The sequence below is a fragment of the Flavobacterium sp. MR2016-29 genome, assembly GCF_015350695.1.
GTDB lineage: Bacteria > Bacteroidota > Bacteroidia > Flavobacteriales > Flavobacteriaceae > Flavobacterium.
Window position 1 is genome coordinate 155,447 of the sequence record NZ_JADKPU010000007.1, and the last position, 23,824, is coordinate 179,270.

The following is a 23,824-nucleotide window of genomic DNA, read 5'->3' on the forward strand; positions in this document are numbered from 1 at the left end:
TTGAAATATATTCTAGATTAGAAATTCTTTGAAATTCCAACAGAAAACTGTTGTCCGAAAGAGAAATTGAATGTTTTTACATTATCTCCGTTTCCGTTGTTTCCATCATAATTTAAAGTGTTGTATCCTAAACCTCCAACGTTAAAGTTTAAACCAAAACCTTTACCAACATTAACTAAGATTGCTGGTGTAATTCCAATATAAAACCCATCTCCTTCGTTTATTGTGTCGATTGGTCCTGTAGTATTTGTAATTTTATTACTTTGGTAACCAACTCCTAAATCAGCATATGCAGAAAAAGTTTGATTTAATGGTTTAGCATAACGCAAAAAACCTCCTAAAGAAAAGTTATTTGATTTGTATTCGCTGTTATTGCCATTATCTTGTTTTGAAGTCCCTACTCCTGCTTCGATACCTGCAGTCCAATCTTGGTGAAATTGATATCCAACTTTAGGTGTAAAACCAAAATAAGAAGTTTTGTATTCTGAACCAGAATTTGAGGTGTTTTGAGATTGGTAATTAATACTTCCCATAACTAAAATTGAACCTTTTTTTTGAGCATTTGCAAAGCTAACCATGGCTAATGCAAGAACAAGTAACATTTTTTTCATAAGTGATATTTGTTAAAATTTAATACAGCTTTAACAATAAAGATGCCATAATTTTTATGTAATAAATCTTTTTAACAAATTCTTTAAAAGGCAAAATGTACAAATCAAAACTATTTCTGTTTACTTTTGCAGTAAATAAAAAGTCATGTCGATAGAAGTAAACAACATATCAAAAAGTTACGGAACTCAAAAAGCGCTGAACGAAATTTCATTCTCTATTCAAAAAGGAGAAATTGTTGGATTTCTTGGTCCAAATGGAGCAGGAAAATCGACCTTGATGAAAATATTGACTACGTATTTATTGGCGGATGGCGGTGCAGCCCTAGTAAATGGTCATGATGTCATGACGGATGCAAAAGCGGTACAGCGATCTATTGGTTATTTGCCAGAGCATAATCCGCTGTATTTGGATTTGTATGTTCGTGAGTATTTGGCTTTTAATGCCGATGTTTACAAGGTTGAAAAATCAAGAATTGAAGAAGTAATACAACTGACAGGACTGTCAGCTGAAAGTCATAAAAAAATAGGACAATTATCTAAAGGTTACCGCCAGCGTGTTGGACTTGCAAATGCGTTACTACACAATCCGGATGTTTTGATTTTAGATGAACCAACTACTGGTCTGGATCCGAATCAGTTAATGGAAATCAGAAATGTAATCAAGAATGTTGGCAAGGATAAAACGGTTTTTCTTTCAACGCACATTATGCAGGAAGTAGAAGCTATTTGCGATCGTGTCATTATTATTGACAAAGGACAAATCGTTGCTGATAAAAAATTAGATCATCTAGTTTCTGAAAACAAAGAACAGGTTATAGAAGTTGAATTTGATTATCAAATTGAAGAACAGCTTTTAGCTAAGCTTGAAAACATTACTGCATACCGAAATATTCACGATATGACCTGGGAGCTGACTTTTGTTGCAGAAAAAGATATGCGCCCGGCTATTTTTGACTTTGCCAACGAAAATGGTTTGAAAACACTGCAATTGAATCAAAAAAATAAAAACCTGGAAGCTGTTTTTAGAGAAATTACTAAATAAGTTTAATCTCAGCCTTACTTTTATAGAAAAAGCTCGTTTAAAAAAATAAACGAGCTTTTTTTTATTCTTAGATTAAATTTCCAGATCTAAAATAGAAGTTTTCATTTCTTCAATGATAATTTTAATATCGTCTTCGGTGGTACGCCAATTTACAAATGAAGCTCTAATTCCTTTTCGGTTTTGGTAAACTGTTGGCGTCATAAATACTTTTCCTTTGTCATTCAGAATAGTCAAGAACTGATTTACTTTTTCTTGATTATGATCGCCTTTTAAGGTAAAACAAACATTATTCAGGCGAATTGGAGCCAGCAATTCAAAACTGTCATCTTCGATAAGTTCATTTCCAAAATGCAAAGCCAGATGAATACTATTTTCTACAATATCTTTAAAACCCTCTTTTCCGTAAGCCAACAAAGAAAACCAGGCCGGCAAAGCTCTTAATCGGCGTGAATTTTCAGGCAGTACATTTAAGTAATTAAAATTCTCCAGCGGATTACCTAGATAAGGCGCATTTGAATTTTGAAAAGTTTCGATCTGCAAATTCACATGTTCTTTTTTTATCAGGTAGAAAGCACTTTCATATGGCACATTTAGCCATTTGTGACAATCAATCGTGATACTGTCTGCTCCTTCCCATCCTTCTACAAGATGTTTAAACTTCTCAGAAACTGCCGCAAAACCTCCAAACGCCGCATCAATATGCCACCAGAAATTATACTTTTCTTTTAACTTTGATATTGCCTGAAAATCATCAAAATCAGCTGTATTTACAGTTCCAGCACTTGAAATCAAGATAAAAGGCCGTCCGTTTAAATGCTGAATATTTTTTTCTAAATCAACAATATCAATTGCTTCTCGATTTCCTTCTATTGTTTTTACTGAAGTATAATTTTGACTTCCAACACCTAACATTGCCAATGTTTTTATAGAAGATGAATGCGGTGTTGCTGTTAAGATATTTATAGTTTCAGATATTCCGTTTTTGGCAAAATCTTTTCCAAACTGAGTTCCAAACCATTGTCTTGCAACTCCTAAACAGGTAAAATTAGACATAGTTGCACCCGTTACAAATCCGCCTAAAAATGATTTTGGAAGATCTAACAATTGTAATAATAAATTGATGGTTTCAAATTCAATTAATGCCGAAGCGCCTCCCTGAGCTTTTACAGCCTGCGTATTTTGATCGTAAACTGAAGTTAGCCAGTCGCCTATAATAGATGCTGGTGTAGAACCGCCTGTTACAAAACCTAAATATCTCGGACCAGAGGAAGCTACCATTATTGGAGCCATTCTTTCATTAAATTCAGCTAAAGCACCTAATGCTCCTAAACCAAATTCGTTTAAATCGCGGTTTGTATCAATTGTTGCTTTGTTAGAAGTTGGAATGTTTTCGAGATTGTTTAGAAAATCAATTCCTTGTTGTTTGGTTTGATTAAGAATATTTTCAATATTGTTTAAATCGTGCTGTAGTACAGAATTCATCTTTCGTAGATTAATTTTTCCTTCAAATTTAATCAATAATTGACATTCGATTTACAGAAAAATCTGGTAATATTTGAGGCTTGGGTTATAAAACTTTTACGATCAAATAATACAAGTCCGCCTAATATCTATACTATGATGAATCATTACACTTTTAAACTAATCCGAGTAAAGTGTTGATATATCGTAAAGCATTATCTACCAGTGATTTATTCTAGATTTAATTAATTACCATTTTGTTTTTTCAGAAAACCGGGAAATCATCATCGAACAAATTACATCTCCATTTGCATTTAATAACGTAGCAATTGGATCAACCAAAGTTCCTAAAATCATCGCTACTGGCAACGCTTGTTCCATTGGCAAACCATAAACGGTAATCGCCAAAATTTCTCCAATATAACCTCCATTCGGAATTCCGCCTTCAACAATCGAAACTATAACGGTAATTCCCAGCGCCAAAAGTATCGTTAAAGGATCCGTAAAATCTTTCCCAAACATTGCAAACAGCACCGTAATTTTTAGAATAGAAGACATACTCGAACCATCTTTATGCAATGGGCCGCCGAGTGGAATTGCCAAATTTCTAACATGTTTTGGGATTCCCATTTTTTCTGCTGCATCTAGATTTGCTGGAATAGTGGCAATACTGCTGCACGTTCCTACTGCGGTTAAAGACGGCGTTATATTGTTACTCCAAAACACTACAAATGCCCGTTTTCCTCCTGCAATAAAAGCATATATACTAAAAAACACAAAGAAGTAAAAAATACAGGCTCCATAATAAACGCCTAATGGCTTTGCATAAGCACCAAATAATTGTGGTCCGAAAACGCCAACCTGATAAGCAAAATAAGCTCCTAAACCAACTGGCGCTAATTTCATAATGATTCCCAAAAGCTGTTTCATCACTTCATTACCTGAATCCAGAAAACTTCTAAAAGCACTTCCTTTTTCTCCAGACTGTAAACTAGAAAAGCCAACTAAAAAAGAGAAAATAATAAGCGCCAGCATGCTTTTTCGCGATAATAATTCGAAGAAATCATTTGCCGTAACCAATTTCGCTATTTGATCGCCAATACTGCCAGATTCAATAGTTTCAAGCGGTACTTTAGAAATTACAATACTTTGGTGAATCGGAAAAAGATATACTGCGGTAATCATTACTAATGCTGATATCAGAATAGTTCCTAAAAAAACAGCAATCATAATAATGAACAATCTTCCTAATTTTTCTGTTTGTTCTAAATTGGCAACAGAAGAAGCAATAGTAAAGAAAATAAGCGGAATAATAGCGGTAAAAAGCAAATTCAAAAATATATCTCCGAGCGGTTTTATAACCTCAACATCTTTTCCAAACACTAATCCTAGAATACTTCCCAAAATAATTCCGCCTAGAAGCAAAAGAATACTGCTGTAACTTTTGAGAAAATTGATTTTTTTAACCTCCATAAATTTAAAGTGTTACGATTCAGAAATAGAACTTGAATAAAAAGCAATTAAAGTAGTCAAAAAAAGAATCCAAAAATTAACATTTGAGATTTTTGTTATTTTTCTAAAACTAAAGTTGTAAAATCTCTATCCACTAATTCGCCCGTTTTGGTTTTTACTTTTTCTGTTAAAGTGGCTATTTTAATAATTTTGAAAGGTGTTTTTTGAACCAGTTTCTCCACTTTTTCCGTGTTGTAAAGTTCAAATTCGAATTTAGTAAAAGGAAGCTGTTTCATAAAACTTTCTTCTGCAAAAGTGATACAGAAAATACCGCTAGGTTTTAAAACACTATATATTTCTAAAAGCAGTTTTTCAGGCTCTTCCCAGAAATAAATAGTATTTACCGTAAATATTTTATTGAAAAAGGCTTCTTCAAACGGAATTATATTTCCGTCATAAAGTGAAAAGAAAGCCTGTTTTTGAGAGACAAAATTTCTATTAATTTGGCGTGCTTCATGAAACATTAATTCAGACATTTCGAGTCCATAATATTTCAGTTTTTGTGCTTGTTCGAATAGAAATTCTAAATGTCCTGCATTTCCATGACCTAATTCTAAAATAGAATCTCCCTCTTTTATATTTAAATTTTGGATGGAATTGCGCGTCATGTTGATGTTGGTTTCATGCATCATGTTCGCCATTTCAATTCCTTTTTCTCCCGTTGGATGTTTTAGCTGTGAGGCAATTGCTTGTAATTCTTCATTTTTCATAAGGGTAAGGTTTAAATTCCAAATTTAAATTACTTAGTCAATTCTTTATCGCTCGGATTGAAATTCCAATTATCTTATGATTTTGTCATTTCGACCGAAGGGAGAAATCACACGAGAAACTCCGTATAGAATGTCACCAATCTTTGTCGAATTACGAGTGTGATTTCTCCATTCAGTCGAAATGACAAACTTTAAATTTAAACTCTTAAAAAACCTCACTCGCAATCTGGCGAATATTCTCCGATTTTCCCATTGAATAATAATGCAAAACAGGAACTCCAGCTGCTTTTAATTCAAGAGATTGCTGAATTGCCCATTCGATTCCGACTTGTTTGATTTCAGCGTTATTTTTGCATTTGTCAACTGCATCAATTAAATCTTCCGGCAAATCAATTCTGAAAATTTGCGGCAGGATTTGTAAATGTCTTTGGACAGCAATTGGTTTAATTCCAGGAATAATCGGAATAGTGATACCCATTTCTCTTGCTTTTTCAACAAAAGTAAAATATTTAGCATTGTCGAAAAACATTTGTGTTACCACATAATCAGCGCCAGCATCTACTTTTTCTTTTAGTCTTTTTAAATCTGACTGCAACGAAGGAGATTCTAAATGTTTCTCCGGATAACCTGCAACACCAATACAAAAATCGGCTTTGTTGTCGGCATCCATAACTTCATGGAGGTATTTCCCGCAGTTTAAATCATTGATTTGTCGAACCAAATCAATAGCAAATCTGTTTCCTCCAGCTTTAGGAACAAAAGATTGCTCGTCTTTCATAGCATCGCCACGAAGTGCCATTACGTTATTGATTCCCAGATACTGACAATCAACCAGCATATATTCTGTTTCTTCCTGCGTAAACCCGCCACAAAGCAAATGCGGTACAGTATCAACATTATATTTATGTTTTATAGAAGCGCAAATTCCAAGTGTTCCCGGACGCATACGAGTTAACTTTTTATCTAAAAGCCCGTTTCCTTTATCAATATAAATATATTCTTCGCGAGAAGTTGTCACATCAATAAACGGCGGTTTAAACTCCATTAACGGATCAATATTATCGTATAATTCCTGAATGCTTTTCCCTTTTTGAGGCGGAATAAGTTCAAATGAGAATAATGTTTTTCCTTTTGCGTTTTCTATATGTTCTGTTACTTTCATTTCTTAAGTTATGGGTTATGAGTTAAGTGTTTTGAGTGTGTTCGTGTAAAAAATCTGAAATCAAAAACTTAAATCAATCTTTTTATTTGTTTCAAGTTTCAGGTTTCAGGTTTCAAGTTATCCTAAGCAACTTGAAACCTGAAACCTGAAACAAAAATAACTTTTCGTTAATCTGCTATATTAGGATTCAACCATTTCATTGCATAATCTGTTGGAACGTTGCGTCGTTTGGCATAATCTACAACTTGGTCTTCTTTTATTTTTCCAAGTCCGAAGTATTTACTTTTCGGATTCCCGAAGTAATATCCGGAAACAGATGAAGCCGGCCACATTGCCATACTTTCTGTTAGAGTTACTCCAATTTCTTCGGCTACATTTAAAAGCTTCCAGATTGTTGGTTTTTCCAAGTGATCCGGACAAGCTGGATATCCAGGTGCCGGACGAATTCCCTTATAATTTTCTTCGATCAAATCCTCAGTCGACAGTGATTCTTGAGGATCGTAACCCCAGAAATCCTGACGTACTTTTTCGTGCAGATATTCGGCGAAAGCCTCAGCAAAACGATCGGCTAAAGCTTTAACCATAATCGAATTATAGTCGTCTAAATCTTTTTCGAATTCGGCAGCCCATTCGTCAACACCAAAACCTGTTGTAACACAAAATGCACCCATATAATCTGTAATTCCTGAGTCTTTTGGCAAGATAAAATCAGACAAAGCGATGTTTGGAGCACCTTTCGTTTTTTGCGATTGCTGACGAAGCGTTAAGAATTTCTCCAACACTTTTCCGTTTTCATCACGCAATTCGATATCATCATCATCAATTTGGTTTGCAGGGAAGATTCCGTAGATTCCCTTCGCAGTCAATTTTTTCTCGGCTAAAATTACTTTCAGCATTTCCTGAGCATCTGCAAAAACAGAAGTTGCTTCAGTTCCTACAACCTCATCCGTTAAAATTGCGGGATATTTGCCGAACAATTCCCAAGTTCTAAAAAACGGCGTCCAGTCGATATACGGGACTAAAACATCCAATTCAACTTCGATGATTTGATTACCAATAAATTTTGGCTTCGTCGGAACGTATTCATCCCAATCCAATTGTAATTTATTTTTACGCGCTTGCTCAATCGTCAGGAAATTTTTATCTCTTGAACGATTTAAAAACGTTTCTCTAAACGCATCGTATTCTGCACGAATATCGCTTGCATATATTTTACGGTTATGATCTAAAAGATTTCCTGCTACCGTAACAGCTCTAGAAGCATCATTTACGTGAATTACAGTTTCTCTGTATTGAGGCGCAATTTTCACGGCGGTATGCGCGCGCGAAGTCGTTGCTCCGCCAATCATAATCGGGATTTTAATTCCTTGTTTGTCTAATTCTTTGGCTAAATACACCATTTCGTCAAGCGAAGGCGTAATCAGTCCGCTTAAGCCAATAATATCAACATTATGCTCAATTGCAGCTGCAATAATTTTTTCCGGAGGCACCATAACACCAAGATCTACAATCTCGTAGTTGTTACAAGCCAAAACTACAGAAACGATGTTTTTACCAATATCGTGAACGTCGCCTTTTACCGTTGCCATTAGGATTTTTCCGTTTCCTTGCTTGTCTCCGGCTTGTTTGCTTGCTTCAATATAAGGCAATAAATAGGCAACGGCTTTTTTCATTACACGTGCCGATTTTACTACTTGTGGCAAGAACATTTTTCCGCTTCCGAATAAATCTCCAACCACGTTCATTCCCGTCATCAAATTGATTTCGATAACTTCAATTGGTTTTGTTGCTGCTAAACGCGCTTCTTCAACATCTTCTTCAATAAAAGCATCAACTCCTTTTACTAATGAATGCGTTATACGTTCCTGAACCGTTCCTAAACGCCATTCCTGAATCGCTTTTTCATCTGATTTTACTTCGCCTTTTACATTCTCCGCAAAATCTAAAAGTCGTTCAGTTGCGTCATCACGTCTATCTAAAATTACGTCTTCAACATGTTCTAATAAGTCTTTCGGAATATCATCATAAATCGAAAGCATTTCCGGATTTACAATTCCCATCGTCATTCCGTTCTTGATCGCGTGGTATAAAAACACCGAGTGCATCGCTTCACGAACCGTATCATTTCCTCTAAAAGAGAACGAAACGTTACTCACCCCGCCGCTAATGTGCGCATGTGGCAAGTTATCACGAACCCATTTTGTACCTCTAAAAAAGTCCAAAGCATTTAAGCGATGTTCTTCCATTCCGGTTGCAACGGGGAAAATGTTCAAATCGAAAATAATATCCTGTGGAGGAAAACCAACTTTATTAACCAAAATATCATACGAACGCTGACAAATTTCAACTCTTCGGTCAAAATTATCGGCCTGACCTACTTCGTCAAAAGCCATGATAATCGCTGCCGCTCCGTAACGTTTGATTAATTTGGCATGGTGAATAAAAGCTTCTTCACCTTCTTTTAAAGAAATTGAGTTTACAACGCTTTTTCCTTGTACTACTTTTAGACCTGCTTCGATGATTTCCCATTTCGAACTGTCGATCATAATCGGCACTCTCGAAATATCCGGTTCAGATGCAATTAAATTCAAAAATTTAGTCATTGCCTGAACACCATCAAGCATTCCTTCATCCATATTAATATCGATGATCTGTGCTCCACCTTCTACCTGCTGTCTTGCAATATCAAGCGCCTCGTCATATTTCTCTTCCTTGATTAAGCGAAGGAATTTTCTCGAACCTGTTACATTCGTACGCTCGCCAATGTTTACAAAAACACTTTCAGGCGTAATGATTAACGGTTCTAATCCAGCTAATACAAGGTCTCTTCTTTTTTCTGTCATTTTTTTTAAAGTTACTAAGATCCTGATCCCGAAGCCTCGGGACTAAGGTTCTAAGTTTTTTATTCTATTTTCTTTCCTGCGAGGTTTTTAAAACCTTGTAGGTATATTCGTTTTCAATATTTTAATTTGGGCGTGTCCTTCGGCCGGGCTATCCGTTACAAGTCCTCGCTCTTCCTTCGTCAGACTGTGGGCTTTTCACTTCTATCCCTCACGCAAACTCGGTTGAAACAAATAATCTATTTTCCACGATTTCAATTGTCCTTTTTTTCTACCGATGATTTCCTACGGAACATTTTATTCTCATTCAACCTGCAAGGTTTTTAAAACCTTGTAGGTTTGTTATTGACTTTTAATCACTAAAAATATGTTTCTCAAATCCTCCATTAAACACCTTTTCGATCCATACCCTAAATTCTAAATTTGTCGTAATATGATATATTTTACCATTACTTTCTATTTTGAATTTTTCGTTATTATCAATCTTACTTTTAATACTTTTTAATTCAGATACACAATATAAATATGGATTCATCGTATCATACCAATTTGAATTTAAAAAAGTTTTAAATACTTCCCCATCTTCTGAATAAACAATATGATCTCCATCCATTTAATAATATTTATATTTATCAAGTATATTCATACCTACAAGGTTTTGAAAACCTTGCAGGAGCGAAACTTTAGGCAATAACCGGCGCTACTCTCGGCTTATAACCTTTCGCAACCTCAGCAATCAACCTAATATGATCCGGAGTTGTTCCGCAACAACCCCCGATTATGTTGATTAAATTATCGTCTAAATATTCTCTGATAAAAGCCTGAGTCTGTTCTGGTGTTTCATCATATTGCCCGAATGCATTTGGCAGTCCTGCATTTGGATGTGCCGAAACATTAAACTGCGTGTGTTGTGCCAATGTTTTTAAATACGGTTTCAACAAATCGGCTCCTAAAGCGCAATTGAATCCTACGCTTAATAATGGAATATGAGAAACTGAAATCAAAAATGCTTCAACTGTTTGTCCAGAAAGTGTTCTTCCAGAAGCATCTGTAATGGTTCCTGAAACCATGATTGGAATATCGATATTGCGTTCGTCTTTTACTTCTTCAATTGCAAAAAGTGCTGCTTTGGCATTTAAAGTATCGAAAATAGTTTCTACCAATAATAAATCACAGCCACCATCCATTAAAGCTTCAACTTGTTGTTTGTAAGCGATTCTTAAATCGTCAAACGTTACGGCTCTATAACCCGGGTCGTTTACGTCTGGCGACATACTTGCCGTACGGTTTGTTGGGCCGATTGAGCCGGCTACAAAACGTGGTTTGTCTGGATTTTTTGCAGTAAACTCATCGGCTACTTCTCTGGCGAGTTTTGCCGATTCGTAGTTTAATTCGTAAACCAAATCTTCCAAGAAATAATCGGCCATACCGATTGTAGTTCCTGAAAAAGTATTGGTTTCTACGATATCTGCACCGGCTTCGTAATAAGCAGCGTGAACATCGCGAATTGCTTGTGGTTGTGTTATGGATAGTAAATCGTTGTTTCCTTTTAATGGATGCGGAAAATCTTTGAAACGCTCTCCACGAAAATCTTCTTCCGAAAAGTTATAGCGCTGCAACATGGTTCCCATTGCTCCGTCAAGGATTAGGATATTTTTTTTTATTGCTTCCTGAATTGTTATTGCCATCTTATATTTGCCGCAAAGACGCTAAGGCGCCAAGCTTTTTTAATTATGATTTTGAAGGCTCTATTTAAACCCAACAGTCCCGAAGCCTCGGGATTGAAAAGCCTGTCGGATTTAACCTTCGATATTTTTTTTCAAATTAATTCCAAAAGTGCACAATTGCCTGCTCATTAGCCCCGATTGAGCCGGTATCCTCGCAGTGAAACGGAGAGATATAGGCGAAAGCGGGAACTATTGACAGCAAAAATGCGCCAATGATTCGCTCATGATACTGAATTGCTTCAGTAAATATTGTAAGTTGTCTGGAAAAGTTTGAGAAATACAAGTAATGTATTTGTGTTATCTATCTTTAATACTGGAAAATGTTGTATAAAGTAGAATTTAGCACCTTCTTTATGATAAAGGGTTGCTAAGGTTTCATTGGGTCTATCCCTCCGCCTTTCGTGATAACTGACAATAATTTTAAGAACAGTGCAAAGGTATGAAATAGGCTTTCGATTTGCAAATGTTTTTTTTCTAAGGTTCTGAGGTTCTAAGTCGCTAAGGTTCTGTTAAAGCTTGACTTTGATTTTCAAATATAGCCCGCGGTTTCAACCGCGGGGAACATATTGTGATAATTCATTGTTCCTTGTTAATATATTATATTCATGCGTTGTGTTCATGCGTTGTGTTCCAGTGGTTGAAACCACTGGCTATGTTTAATTTGTTTCTAAAAAATAAAGCCCAAACTTTAAAAAGTTTGAGCTTTCTATATAAAAAATCTTAGTCACTTAGAACCTTAGTTTCTCAGCATCTCAGATTAAACTATCGCCTTGACAACTGCTTTTGGAGCTTCTTTACGAGTTCCGTCAAAACCGTCTACACCAGAAACTGTTGTATATTTCAATACGTATTTTTTACCTGGATTGATGATTTGGTATGCCGCCTGACACATTAAAGTTGCTTCGTGGAATCCACAAAGGATTAACTTTAATTTTCCTGGGTATGTGTTTACGTCTCCAATGGCAAAGATTCCCGGAATGTTTGTCTGGTAATCTAATGCATTGTTTACTTTAATGGCATTTTTTTCGATTTCTAATCCCCAGTCTGCGATTGGTCCTAATTTTGGTGTTAATCCGAAAAGCGGAATAAAGAAATCAGTTTCGATTTTACGGTGTGCGCCGTTTTCTTCTATATCTAAAGATTCAACGTGCTCTGCACCATTGATTCCGATAACTTCTGCTGGAGTAATCAATTTGATTTTTCCGGCTGTTTTTAATTCCTGTACTTTTTCTACAGAATCTAGCGCTCCTCTAAATTCATTTCTACGGTGAATTAAAGTAACTTCTGACGCTACATTTGCCAAGAAAATACTCCAGTCTAAAGCTGAATCTCCTCCTCCGGCAATTACAACTCTTTTATCTCTGAATTTCTCCGGATTTTTAATGAAGTATTTAACTCCTTTATCTTCATAAAACTCGATATCTTCAATCAGTGGCTTGCGTGGCTCAAAACTTCCTAAACCTCCTGCGATTGCGATAACAGGCGCGTGAAATTTAGTTCCTTTATTTGATGTTACAATGAAACTTCCGTCTTCTTGTTTTTCGATGGTTTCAGCGCGCTCTCCTAATGTATAACCTGGCTCAAACTGCTTAATTTGTTCTTGTAAGTTATCAATTAAATCTCCTGCTAAAACTTCTGGGAAACCAGGAATATCATAAATTGGTTTTTTTGGATACAATTCTGAAAGCTGTCCTCCTGCTTGTGGCAATGCATCTAAAATATGGCATTTTAATTTTAATAATCCTGCCTCGAAAACGGCAAATAAACCTGTTGGGCCTGCTCCAATTATAAGTATATCTGTTTTAATCATTATGGTTGTTGTTTATAATCATTCTTAATAATACAAAGAAACGAATAATTTATTCTATTTTCAATGATTTTTATCATTGATTTCTCTGCTTAACTTTTTACTCTTTATGTTTTAATGAATCGGTTATCTCGTTCATTCTTTTTACTTTTTCTTCAAAATCGCCTTTCAAGGTTCTTCTGTATTCATTGAGGTTTTCAACCATTTTATTGATGTCCTCCGGAATTACTTCTTCAAAAAACTCCCGCAATCTTTTGGCGGTTGTTGGTGATTTTCCGTTTGTCGAAATGGCGATTTTTACGTTTCCTTTCGTTACGATTCCGCCTAAATAATAATCACATAAATCTGGCGTATCGGCAATATTGCAAATCAAATAACGCTTTCTCGATAAATCGTAAACTCTTTTATTTACTTTTAAATCGTCTGTACAGGCTATTACCATGTGACGTTTTTTGAGCATCTTCTTTTTGAACTTCGCTTCCGTCAATTTAATTGATGGATGCTTTTCTGCTAAAATTTTAATTTCTAAATGAAAATCGGGTGCTACAACCTCAACATTTGCATTTGGACTTGATTTTAACAAAAAAGAAAGCTTTTCCAGACCTACATTTCCTCCCCCCACAATTAATACGTTTAGATTGTGAAGTTTTAGAAATATTGGATATAATTCGTTTTGTTCCATTTTAATTTATTTTCATCCAATCAAAATTAGATGATTTTTCGATGAATATTGAATTAAATATTCATACGCTCCTGAAGTTGAAGCCTCAGGCTACGCTTTTCTTATCTTCCGATTTCTTTCGATAGAAATTCCTCGTAAAACCCTTTTAATTTGTTGCTTTCGCGAACAACTTCTCCTAAAACAATAATTGCTGGTGAACCTAATTCTTTTTGTTTTACAACTTCTAAAATCGAATCTACTGTTCCAACGCCAACTTTTTCATCTGCTGTTGTTCCTTTTTGGATGATTGCAACGGGTAAATTTCCTTTATTTTCTTTTTGAAACAAATCGATAATTTGAGGTAATTTGTGCATTCCCATCAAGATCACAACAGTTGCAGAAGATTGAGCTGCCAAAGCCACATCTGCAGATAATTTCCTGTCGGAAGTTGTTCCGGTAATGGCCCAAAAGCTTTCTGAAACGCCGCGTTTTGTAATCGAAATTCCCTGACTTGCAGGAACTGCAACTACAGATGAAATTCCGGGTACAACAATTGTTTCGATTCCGAAACTTTCCGCAAAATCAACTTCTTCGCTTCCTCTTCCAAAAATAAATGGATCTCCGCCTTTTAGTCGGACTACATTTCCGTATGTCAAAGCATTATCAACAATTAGTTGATTAATTTGATCTTGCGTATAGGCATGATTTCCGATTCTTTTTCCAACAAAAATTCTAATTGCATTTTTAGGTGCGTAATCCAGAATTTCTTCATTGGCCAAAGCGTCATATAAAACCACGTTGGCTTCAGCCAATGCTTTTACAGATTTGAGCGTAAGTAGATCAGGATCGCCCGGACCTGCACCGACTAAAGTTATTTTGGGTTTTATATTAAGCATTTGCTAATTCTTGAGCTCTGAAAGTTTCAATTTTATCAAAGAAAACTACTGCCTGAGCAATGTAATCTTTAGCGAAAGCTTCAGATGGTTCATTTTTATTGATTTGGTAAACCAAATCTTTAAAAGTTGAGTTTAATTCTATTTTATTTTTTTCAATAAAAATGGTATCAAACAAGTCTACAATTCCTGCGTGATTATTTGTTTTTTCGTTTTCAGACAATAACAAAGCTTTTGCTCCATTTACAAATCCTGCATAAGCATGATAAATAGCATCTGGCCATTTTTTCTCGTCGAAAGATTCTTGAGCCAAAATCAATTTCTCTTTAGCTTCAAACAATAAAGTTGCTACTAAATCGATCACTACTCCGGCACATTCTCCAACTCCAACTGCTTTTACGTAATTGTCTGCGTTACCCCAGTCTACAAAATCAGCTTCTGTTAAATTGGTAACATCTGCGAAAGGCTTTAGAATTTCATAGAAATATTTCTCTCCTTTTGCATCATAATAATTCAAGAATTTTTCTCCGTTTGCATTGGCATCATAATCATTTAAGATGGTACGTAATGCATCTGGTCCTCTACGGCTTGGAATTTTAATTACTTTATCAGCAAAACGTCCTGATCCGTTTCCTAATCTTCCTCCGCCTAATAAAACCTGTAAAGCCGGAGCAACTAATTTTCCTGAATTGATTGACATTCCTTGGAACCCAATTGCAGACATATTGTGCTGTCCGCAGGCATTCATACAGCCAGAAATTTTGATTTCGATTTCGCGGTTGTTTAAATACTGAGGATATTCGGCATTTAAAACTTTTTCTAATTCTTCTGCAATTCCGGTACTGCTTGCAATCCCCAAATTGCAAGTATCAGTTCCCGGACATGCTGTAATATCTGCTGTAGAATTATACCCTAAATGAACAAAGTTCAATTTGGCTAATTCCTGATAAAAGAAAGGAAGATTCTCTTCTTTTACGTGACGTATTACAATATTTTGACGCAATGAAAAACGTAATTCATTTGCTGCGTAATTTTTAATTAATGCCGCTAATAATCTGGCTTTATCCGTATAAAAATCTCCTAATAAAACTTTGATACCAATCGCGTAATAACCTTCTTGTTTCTGCTTAATTACGTTCGATTTTTTCCAGGCTTCATAAGCTGCAGTATCTTCAATCGTAATCTGTGGAGCTTCTAATAATGGTTCTGGAATTGGACCTTCAAAAGCGGTTGTATCAATTTCATAAGTTTCAAAAGCGATGGCTTTTTTCTCTTTTTCAACCAAATCAAGAAAAACATCTTTTCCTATTTCTTTGATTAAGAATTTCATACGTGCTTTCATTCTTTTAGCACGTTCTCCGTATCTGTCGAAAATACGAATGATTCCTTCTGCTGTTGGAATGATTTCGTTTACCGGAACAAATTCCGAAAGCAATTCTGCATGTGCTGGCTGAGATCCTAAACCTCCTCCAAACATGATTTTAAAACCTTTTTGCCCATCTTTAATTTTCGGAATAAATCCTAAATCGTGTAAATAACTCAAAGCGGTATCTTCGTCTGAAGAAGAGAACGAAATTTTGAATTTACGTCCCATTTCCTGACAGATTGGGTTTCTTAACAGATATTGAAAAAGTCCGTGTGCATAAGGCGAAACATCAAATGGTTCGTTTACATCTACACCTGCTAACTCACTTCCTGTAATATTTCTAACCGTGTTTCCACAAGCTTCACGAAGTGTGATATCGTCTTTAGCCAAATCTGCCCAAAGCTCTGGTGTTCTGTCTAGACTTACGTAGTGAATCTGAATATCCTGACGCGTTGTAATGTGTAAACGTCCAGTAGAATATTCATCAGAAACTTGTGTAATACGCACTAATTGCTCACTGGTAACTTTACCATAAGGCAATTTGATACGAATCATCTGAACGCCTTCCTGACGCTGTCCGTAGATTCCGCGCGCTAAACGAAGACTGCGAAAACGCTCATCATCAATTTTTCCTCCACGGAATAAATGAATCTTTTTTTCTAATTCGATAATCTCTCTTTGAACTATCGGATTTTCTATTTCTGTTCTAAAACTTTCCATTTCTCTTTAGTTGTTGGTTGTCAGTTGTTGGTTGTTGGTTTGCTGGAAGAATAACTATCAACCAAAAACCATCAACTATCACTATCGAATGAATCCTACTCCTGCTGTTGTGTTCGTTGCAGTATCAATTAAGATAAAAGCTCCGTTTGATTTGTTTTCATTATAAGAATCAAAATATAACGGTTTGCTTAATTTAATGCTTACTTCTCCAATTTCATTAATGGCTAATTGCGAAGCTTCAGTCGTTCCTGAATAATCAGTTGCAATTGTATTTTTAATACTTTCTACTTTTGCCAACACTCTATTCGTATTATGCTGTATTAAATACTTTGTTCCTGGAACCAGTTTTTTACTATCCATCCAGCAAACTGTCGTAATAATATCTTTTTCAATTTTTGGAAGTTCATCTGATTTTACAATCATATCTCCTCTCGTTACATTGATATCATTTTCTAATTCGATTGTAATCGAAGATCCTGCAACGGCTTCATCAAATGTTTTATCGAAAAAGTGAATTTTAGATACTTTTGATTCTGTTAATGAAGGAAGAACCGTTACGGCATCTCCAACTTTAATTGAGTTTCCGTATAATTTTCCTGCGTAACCTCTAAAATCATGGTATTCTTCTGTTTTTGGACGAATAACAGTTTGAACCGGGAAACGTGCTTTTCCAGCTTCAAAAACATCTGAAGCATGCAATCCTTCTAAATGTTCTAAAACGGTTTGTCCATCGTACCAAGGCATATTTTCTGATTTGTCAACTACGTTTCCGCCATTAATTGCACTTAACGGTATATAACTTACGTTTTGTTCCTTAAAAGTACTTTTTGCATTTAATGCCTGAAAATCAGCTTTGATTTTATTGAAAATTTCTTCTGAGTAATCCACTAAATCCATTTTATTAATAGCAACAATTACCTCTTTTACTCTCAATAAATTGTTGATGAAAAAGTGACGGTATGTCTGCTCGATAACGCCTTTTCTAGCATCAATTAAAATAATCGAAACCTGAGAAGTCGAAGCTCCTGTAACCATGTTTCTTGTATATTCTACGTGACCTGGAGTATCGGCAATAATGTAACTTTTCTTTGCAGTCGAAAAATAAATATGCGCAACGTCAATTGTGATTCCTTGCTCTCTTTCTGCTACTAAACCATCAGTTGCCAAAGAAAAATCAAGATAATCGTATCCTTTTTGTCTGCTGCTTTTTTCGATTGCTTCTATTTTATCTGTAGTCAATGATTTTGTATCGTACAATAATCTTCCGATCAAAGTACTTTTTCCATCATCTACACTTCCTGCTGTTGCTATTTTTAAAACTTCCATTCTAATATTTTTGTTTCAGGTTTAAAATCTTTTGTTTCAAGTTTCAGGTTTTAAGTTACCTCTTGAACTCAAGTTTAAATCTGTATGTTTTTTTGAATTTTACTTTCTGTTGTTAACTTCTAACATCTAACTTTTAACTTCTTACTAAAAAAATTAAAAGTACCCTTGTTGTTTTCTCTTTTCCATTGCAGCTTCAGAACGTTTGTCATCAATTCTGGCTCCTCTTTCAGAAATGGTTGATTCTCTTATTTCTCCCACGACTTCCTGAATTGTTGCTGCGTAAGATTCAACTGCGGCTGTACAACTCATATCTCCAACGGTTCTGAAGCGAACAATTCGTTCTTCGATTTGTTCGTCTTCTTCCTGATACACATAAGGAGAATGCGACCAGATTAAACCGTCTCTCAAAAAAACTTTTCTTTTATGTGAAAAATAGATTGACGGAATTTCAATATGTTCTTTTTCAATATAACTCCAAACATCTAATTCTGTCCAGTTTGAAATTGGGAAAACACGAACGTTTTGTCCATTTTCTATTTTTCCGTTTAAAACATCAAACAACTCAGGTCTCTGATTTTTTTCGTCCCATTGTCCGAAATCATCACGAACAGAAAAAATACGTTCCTTTGCTCTTGCTTTTTCTTCATCACGACGTGCACCGCCAATACAAGCATCAAACTTAAATTCTTCAATTGCATCTAAAAGTGTTGTCGTCTGTAAGCTGTTACGGCTTGAATATTTACCAGTTTCTTCAACCACTTTTCCTTCATCAATAGCATCCTGAACATTACGAACGATTAGCTCTAAACCTAATTCTTCTACTAATTTATCTCTGAAAGCAATTGTTTCAGGAAAATTGTGTCCCGTATCAACGTGTAAAAGAGGAAATGGAATCTTTGCAGGAAAAAATGCTTTTTGTGCCAAACGCACTAATGTTATAGAATCTTTTCCTCCAGAAAAAAGTAAAACCGGTTTGTCAAACTGTGAAATTACTTCTCTGAAAATGTATATTGCTTCACTCTCTAAAGCGTTTGTTTTTAATACTGAACTCATTGTTTTTTTGTTTGATATTTTGATAGTTTCAAGTTTTAGGTTTCAGGTTTCAAGTTGTCACCTCATCTAAAATCTCCACTCTTTATTCTATAATCTATTTTCTATTCTCTAAAAAAAGTCTTGCCTCTTGCTTCTTTCTTCTAAAAACTTTATTCTATCCTCTGCAGAAGTCTTGCCTCTTGCTTCTTTACTCTTTCTTAGCGCTATGCAAACCACATTCTTTATGACTGGATTCCCACCACCATCTTCCGGCTCTGATATCTTCTCCCGGAAAGATTGCTCTAGTGCACGGTGCGCATCCAATACTTACGAAACCTTGTTTATGCAAGACATTTTGAGGAACATTGTTTTCTTGCAAATAAGTTTCAACTTCCTCTAAAGTCCATTTTAATAACGGGTTGAATTTGATGATTTCAAAACCTCCATCGTATTCAAACAACTGTAGATCGTTTCTATTCTCTGATTGTTCGGCTCTTAAACCCGTAATCCAAACTGAGTTTCCTGCCAAAGCTTTTCTAAGCGGAACGACTTTTCGAATAAAACAGCACTCTTTTCTATTTTCAACCGAATCATAAAAACTATTCGGCCCTTTTTGCTGCAATAAATTTTCCACCGCTGTTGCTTCTGGAAAATAAACTTCAATCTGTTTTTTATATTTTTTTAATGTTTTATGAAAAACATCATAAGTTTCTTGAAATAATCTTCCTGTGTCAAGTGTAAAAATGGTAATATCCTGATTGCTCTTTGCAATAAAATCTGTAATTACCTGATCTTCCTGACCAAACGAAGTCGAAAAAATTACCTTATCTGGGTATTGATTAGCTAAAAATTTTAAAGTTTCTTCAAGAGAAAAATCTTTTGTTATATCTAATAATACTTCTATATCTTTTGCATTCATATTATTCTCCTTCCTAAGCGTACTATAATAATTTTGATAATGTTTTTAAACTCAGTAATATAATTAAAATCCCCACCGCCACCATCATTGGCTTTCTCTTAATCTTGTTTACCAAAAAAGCAGCTAACGGAGCAGCTATTACGCCTCCTAAAATCAAACCAATGATTACTTGCCAGCCATGAATACCACCAAAAAGCATAAATGTTATACCACTTGCAAATGAAATTGCAAACTCAGCCGCATTTACTGAACCAATTGTATATCGTGGATTTCTTCCTCTTCCTAATAATGTTGAAGTCACGATTGGTCCCCAGCCGCCACCGCCAACAGAATCCATAAAACCTCCAAAAAGGGCTAAAATGCTTAATTTTTTAGTTTTCTTCTTTACAATTGTCTTTTTGAGTGCCTTTTTGATAATAATAATGGCCAAAACAATCATGTAAACTGCAATAAATGGTTTAATAATTTCTCCATTAATTACATCAGATAATAAATAAGCTCCTGTTATCGAACCTAACACACCTGGAATTAATAAATGCTTTACCAGTTTTTTATTAATATTTCCAAAACGGTGATGTGAAAGCGCCGATGCACCCGTTGTAAACATTTCCGAAACGTGAACTGCTGTACTGCTCACTACCGGCGGCACTCCGTATGCTAATAAAAATGAAGTAGAAGTTGCTCCATACCCCATTCCTAATGTACCATCTACTAATTGTGCAAAAACACCAATTAAGAAAAAGACAAGAAGTTCTTGATTAAAACCGCTTACAAATCCGTTCCAGGAAAATTCAGCATAATGATTGTATATCAGCGTAGATAACAAGCCTACCAATAAAATAATAGGTATAGCAACCCATAATTTTTCTTTTATTGACGTATCAGACTTAATACCAACATTATTTAGTTTCAGTTCCTTCTCCATATTGCTATGTTTTTTTTCATTTTTAAAATCCATTATCCTATCGGCTTAGTAGATTACTTTGCAAAAGTAACACTTTTTTTTAAATTCAAAATTTTTTTTGATAATTTTTATCGATTAAAAAGCAATGTCTGCGAGAGAATTACTTTCGAGAATTTTAAGCGTATTATCCCTAACCTCAGTCATTAAGCGTCTTGCTGCGCAAGTTGATTCGTCATCACAATCATCACATTTTTCATAAAAATTGTGACTTGCACACGGAAGCAACGCAATTGGACCTTCGAGAATACGATAAACTTTGGCCATACTGATATCTTTTGGATCTTTTATCAAGTAATAACCACCGCCTTTTCCTTTTTTAGCGCCTAGAAAACCAGAGTTTCTAAGCAATAATAAGATACTTTCTAAAAACTTAATTGAAATATGTTCGCTTCTGGCAATTTCAGCAATTTGTACTGGTTCATTGTTTTCGCGTCTGGCTAAGTAAGTTAAAGCTTTAATTCCGTATTTTGTTTTCTTTGAAAGCACTTATATAAATTTTAGATTGAAGCATGTATGTTAGATTTTAGACAAAACATACATGCTTTATATTTTATGCAACAAAAATATGATTTTTGAGCGAGAATAATAACAGATTAGATAAGTATATTCTACTAAATTAGTATAGTTTAACTAATTTACTTCCTGAACACCAATTAAATTGAATTCATGAAATGACTTCACACTTTCGTCTAAACCTTTTTTGCTTACTACATACGTATCAGAAATCGAATCATGCCAGCCTCTTGAACCGCCTAAAAAAGTAAGAGCATCAAAAGGAATAAAACGGCATAAGTTTCTTTTAAAAATAGTTCCGAAACTTGGTTTTTCTCCATTTTCATCTACTACAATAGTTCCTGTAATAAATTTACCTATAGATCTTCCAAACAATCCTTCCATTACACTGTAATAAATAAGTGATCCTGAAATAAAAAGAAAATTCCATCCAAAATCGCCCAATCCGTCAAGCCAAAGACTAACTGAGTTTAAACCAAATAATCCGTTAATAAGGCCAATTAGAACTAAGATTGCAAAGAAAAGAAATAGAAAAAAAACAAGATCTATAATGTAATTTAAAAAGCGTGCTCCGCCTGATACTAATAAATGTTCATCTAAAATGTAAGTAGAATTACTCATGTGTGGTTGGGTTTAAGTTTTTGGTTATGAATACTTTTTGATTTCGCTATTAACAAAAATATACTTTTTACTGAAATAACCTAAAATAAAATAACGATTTTTAACAGTACTAAATTTACAGTCAAAAATCGTTATTTGATAAATCTCAGGTTTTAAAATCTGATACCGAAGCCCTGAAAACTAAAGTCTTAAATATTTTAAGACAGCGCTTGTCTTAAGTCAGCAATAACATCTTCTACAGTTTCTAAACCAACAGAAACACGAACTAAACCTTGCGTGATCCCAACAGCCAATTGATCTTCTTCAGATAATTTACTGTGTGTTGTCGATGCCGGATGCGTTACAATTGATCTTGTATCGCCAATATTTGCTGATAATGAACAAAGCTCTATTTTATTTAAAAATTTCCTTCCTGCTTCAATCCCTCCTTTAATTTCAAAAGCAATAATATTGCCGCCCAATTTCATTTGTTTTTTCGCAACTTCATATTGTGGGTGCGATTTCAAAAACGGATATTTTACACTGTTTACATTTGGATGCGATTCTAAAAATTCAGCCACTTTCAATGCATTTTCGCAGTGTCTTTCTACACGAATGACCAAAGTCTCTAAACTTTTTGATAAAACCCAGGCATTAAACGGAGATAAAGCCGGACCTGTATTTCTTGAGAATAAATAAATCTGTCTGATTAAATCTTCACTTCCTACTGTAACACCACCTAAAACTCGGCCTTGACCGTCAATCAATTTAGTTGCAGAATGTACGACTAAATGCGCTCCAAATTTAATTGGCTGTTGAATATAAGGCGTTGCAAAACAGTTGTCGATAATTAAAATCAAATTGTGTTTTTTCGCTATATCTCCTAACAATTGCAAATCAATTACATCGACACTAGGATTTGTAGGCGATTCTGCGTATAATATTTTCGTGTTTGGTTTGATTAAAGCTTCGATCGTTTCAGGCTTATTAATCTCAAAATAAGAAGTTTCGATATTCCATTTTGGAAAATAAGTAACGAATAATGCATGCGTAGAACCAAAAACGCTGCTTGCAGAAACAATGTGATCTCCAGCATTTAACAAAGCCGCAAATGTTGAATATACTGCTGCCATTCCCGTTGCGAAAGCATAACCAGCTTCTGCACCTTCCATTTTACAAATTTTGTCAACAAACTCTGTTGTATTAGGATTGCTGAAACGGCTGTAAATGTTTCTTTCTTTTTCTTCTGTAAAAGAAGCTCTCATATCTTCGGCATCTTCAAATACAAAGCTTGACGATAAGTATAATGGCACCGAATGCTCTAAATACTGAGTTCTTTCTAATTGTGTTCTTATGGCTTGAGTTTCAAAACCAAATTCTTCTTTATTCATTGTGTTGTTATTTTTTTTTGTTTCAGGTTTGAGGTTTCAAGTTTCAATTTCAAACCAAACTTAAAATCTAAACCAAAACGAGTCTAATCACTTATTCAATTATAGCATTATCTAATTGACTAATTCTTATAATATTTCGTTGTTTAAAACAACTTTGTAGCTAATGGTTGCTGTTGGTTCAACAGTTTTCGCAACTGAGCAGTATTTCTCGAAAGAAAGCTGTGCGGCGCGCTGCGCTTTCTCAGGAATGATATCGCCTTCTAAATAGAAAATCACATCGATTTCCTTAAAAGGTTTTGCTTCGTCAACCTGTACGCGAGTTCCTTCGACCTCAGCATTAAAAGAAGTAATTTCCTGACGCTGTTTTTTTAAAATCGAAATCATATCAATTGCACTGCATCCTGCAACGCCCATTAATACAAGCTCCATCGGACTGGCGCCTAAATCGCTTCCACCGAATTCGGCTCTGCTGTCAACGTCAACTACGTGTCCGCGTTCATTTTTTACTTTAAAATGAAATGCGTCATTTACTCTGTTTAAAGTTACTTTCATTGTGTTGTTATTTTT

21 protein-coding genes and 1 riboswitch are annotated in these 23,824 nt (G+C 35.0%); of the genes, 1 reads left to right on the forward strand and 20 read right to left on the reverse strand.

Annotated elements, in window-relative coordinates:
- Positions 1-17: 17 nt before the first annotated feature.
- Positions 18-611, reverse strand: a complete 594-nt coding sequence (locus tag IR010_RS15635) for an outer membrane beta-barrel protein (protein ID WP_029271858.1) — start codon at positions 609-611, stop codon at positions 18-20.
- Between the two features lie 145 nt (positions 612-756).
- On the opposite strand from IR010_RS15635, the gene gldA reads away from it, so the two are divergent.
- Positions 757-1,653 carry a gliding motility-associated ABC transporter ATP-binding subunit GldA gene (gldA, locus tag IR010_RS15640; RefSeq protein WP_194605160.1) on the forward strand — a complete coding sequence of 299 codons (897 nt, stop codon included), beginning with the start codon at positions 757-759 and terminating at the stop codon, positions 1,651-1,653.
- A gap of 72 nt (positions 1,654-1,725) precedes the next feature.
- Here the strand turns inward: gldA and IR010_RS15645 are convergent, their stop codons facing one another.
- The 19 genes from IR010_RS15645 to IR010_RS15735 all read right to left on the reverse strand — a co-directional run bounded on the left by IR010_RS15645 (position 1,726) and on the right by IR010_RS15735 (position 23,809).
- Positions 1,726-3,135, reverse strand: coding sequence for a pyridoxal phosphate-dependent decarboxylase family protein (locus IR010_RS15645; protein WP_194605162.1), 1,410 nt, complete (start codon positions 3,133-3,135; stop codon positions 1,726-1,728).
- 228 nt (positions 3,136-3,363) lie between these two features.
- A complete protein-coding gene (locus IR010_RS15650; RefSeq protein ID WP_029271855.1) occupies positions 3,364-4,587 on the reverse strand; it encodes a dicarboxylate/amino acid:cation symporter in 1,224 nt (407 codons plus the stop codon).
- Between the two features lie 95 nt (positions 4,588-4,682).
- On the reverse strand, positions 4,683-5,336 hold the full coding sequence (locus IR010_RS15655; protein ID WP_194605164.1) for a class I SAM-dependent methyltransferase: 654 nt from the start codon (positions 5,334-5,336) through the stop codon (positions 4,683-4,685).
- Positions 5,337-5,541: 205 nt separating this feature from the next.
- Complete coding sequence (gene metF / locus IR010_RS15660) at positions 5,542-6,498, reverse strand: methylenetetrahydrofolate reductase [NAD(P)H] (RefSeq protein WP_029271853.1); 957 nt, start codon at positions 6,496-6,498, stop codon at positions 5,542-5,544.
- Between the two features lie 167 nt (positions 6,499-6,665).
- Positions 6,666-9,341 carry a methionine synthase gene (metH, locus tag IR010_RS15665; protein ID WP_194605166.1) on the reverse strand — a complete coding sequence of 892 codons (2,676 nt, stop codon included), beginning with the start codon at positions 9,339-9,341 and terminating at the stop codon, positions 6,666-6,668.
- A 349-nt stretch (positions 9,342-9,690) separates the two neighbouring features.
- Positions 9,691-9,951, reverse strand: coding sequence for a hypothetical protein (locus IR010_RS15670; protein ID WP_194605167.1), 261 nt, complete (start codon positions 9,949-9,951; stop codon positions 9,691-9,693).
- Positions 9,952-10,021: 70 nt separating this feature from the next.
- Positions 10,022-11,026, reverse strand: a complete 1,005-nt coding sequence (locus IR010_RS15675) for a homocysteine S-methyltransferase family protein (RefSeq protein WP_194605169.1) — start codon at positions 11,024-11,026, stop codon at positions 10,022-10,024.
- Between the two features lie 333 nt (positions 11,027-11,359).
- Positions 11,360-11,476, reverse strand: a riboswitch (SAM riboswitch).
- 346 nt (positions 11,477-11,822) lie between these two features.
- A complete protein-coding gene (locus tag IR010_RS15680) occupies positions 11,823-12,875 on the reverse strand; it encodes an NAD(P)/FAD-dependent oxidoreductase (RefSeq protein ID WP_029271849.1) in 1,053 nt (350 codons plus the stop codon).
- A gap of 97 nt (positions 12,876-12,972) precedes the next feature.
- Positions 12,973-13,554 (reverse strand): bifunctional precorrin-2 dehydrogenase/sirohydrochlorin ferrochelatase, encoded by a 582-nt coding sequence (locus tag IR010_RS15685; RefSeq protein ID WP_029271848.1) that lies wholly within the window; start codon positions 13,552-13,554, stop codon positions 12,973-12,975.
- 101 nt (positions 13,555-13,655) lie between these two features.
- Entirely contained in the window at positions 13,656-14,429 is a 774-nt protein-coding gene (cobA, locus tag IR010_RS15690; protein WP_194605173.1) for a uroporphyrinogen-III C-methyltransferase, read from the reverse strand.
- Positions 14,422-16,512 (reverse strand): HEPN domain-containing protein, encoded by a 2,091-nt coding sequence (locus IR010_RS15695; protein ID WP_194605176.1) that lies wholly within the window; start codon positions 16,510-16,512, stop codon positions 14,422-14,424. Before IR010_RS15695 ends, cobA begins: the two co-directional genes overlap by 8 nt.
- Positions 16,513-16,593: 81 nt before the next feature.
- Positions 16,594-17,838, reverse strand: a complete 1,245-nt coding sequence (locus IR010_RS15700; protein ID WP_194605179.1) for a sulfate adenylyltransferase subunit 1 — start codon at positions 17,836-17,838, stop codon at positions 16,594-16,596.
- A 153-nt stretch (positions 17,839-17,991) separates the two neighbouring features.
- A complete protein-coding gene (gene cysD / locus IR010_RS15705) occupies positions 17,992-18,891 on the reverse strand; it encodes a sulfate adenylyltransferase subunit CysD (protein WP_194605182.1) in 900 nt (299 codons plus the stop codon).
- Between the two features lie 187 nt (positions 18,892-19,078).
- Complete coding sequence (locus tag IR010_RS15710) at positions 19,079-19,789, reverse strand: phosphoadenylyl-sulfate reductase (protein WP_194605185.1); 711 nt, start codon at positions 19,787-19,789, stop codon at positions 19,079-19,081.
- 22 nt (positions 19,790-19,811) lie between these two features.
- Positions 19,812-20,714, reverse strand: a complete 903-nt coding sequence (locus tag IR010_RS15715) for a sulfite exporter TauE/SafE family protein (protein WP_194605188.1) — start codon at positions 20,712-20,714, stop codon at positions 19,812-19,814.
- A gap of 114 nt (positions 20,715-20,828) precedes the next feature.
- Positions 20,829-21,239 carry an RrF2 family transcriptional regulator gene (locus IR010_RS15720; RefSeq protein WP_029271841.1) on the reverse strand — a complete coding sequence of 137 codons (411 nt, stop codon included), beginning with the start codon at positions 21,237-21,239 and terminating at the stop codon, positions 20,829-20,831.
- Between the two features lie 144 nt (positions 21,240-21,383).
- Positions 21,384-21,887, reverse strand: coding sequence for an RDD family protein (locus tag IR010_RS15725; protein ID WP_194605191.1), 504 nt, complete (start codon positions 21,885-21,887; stop codon positions 21,384-21,386).
- Positions 21,888-22,084: 197 nt separating this feature from the next.
- Positions 22,085-23,257: a trans-sulfuration enzyme family protein gene (locus tag IR010_RS15730; RefSeq protein WP_194605193.1), complete on the reverse strand. Its 1,173-nt coding sequence runs from the start codon at positions 23,255-23,257 to the stop codon at positions 22,085-22,087.
- Between the two features lie 126 nt (positions 23,258-23,383).
- Positions 23,384-23,809: an OsmC family protein gene (locus IR010_RS15735; RefSeq protein WP_029271838.1), complete on the reverse strand. Its 426-nt coding sequence runs from the start codon at positions 23,807-23,809 to the stop codon at positions 23,384-23,386.
- Positions 23,810-23,824 lie beyond the last annotated feature (15 nt).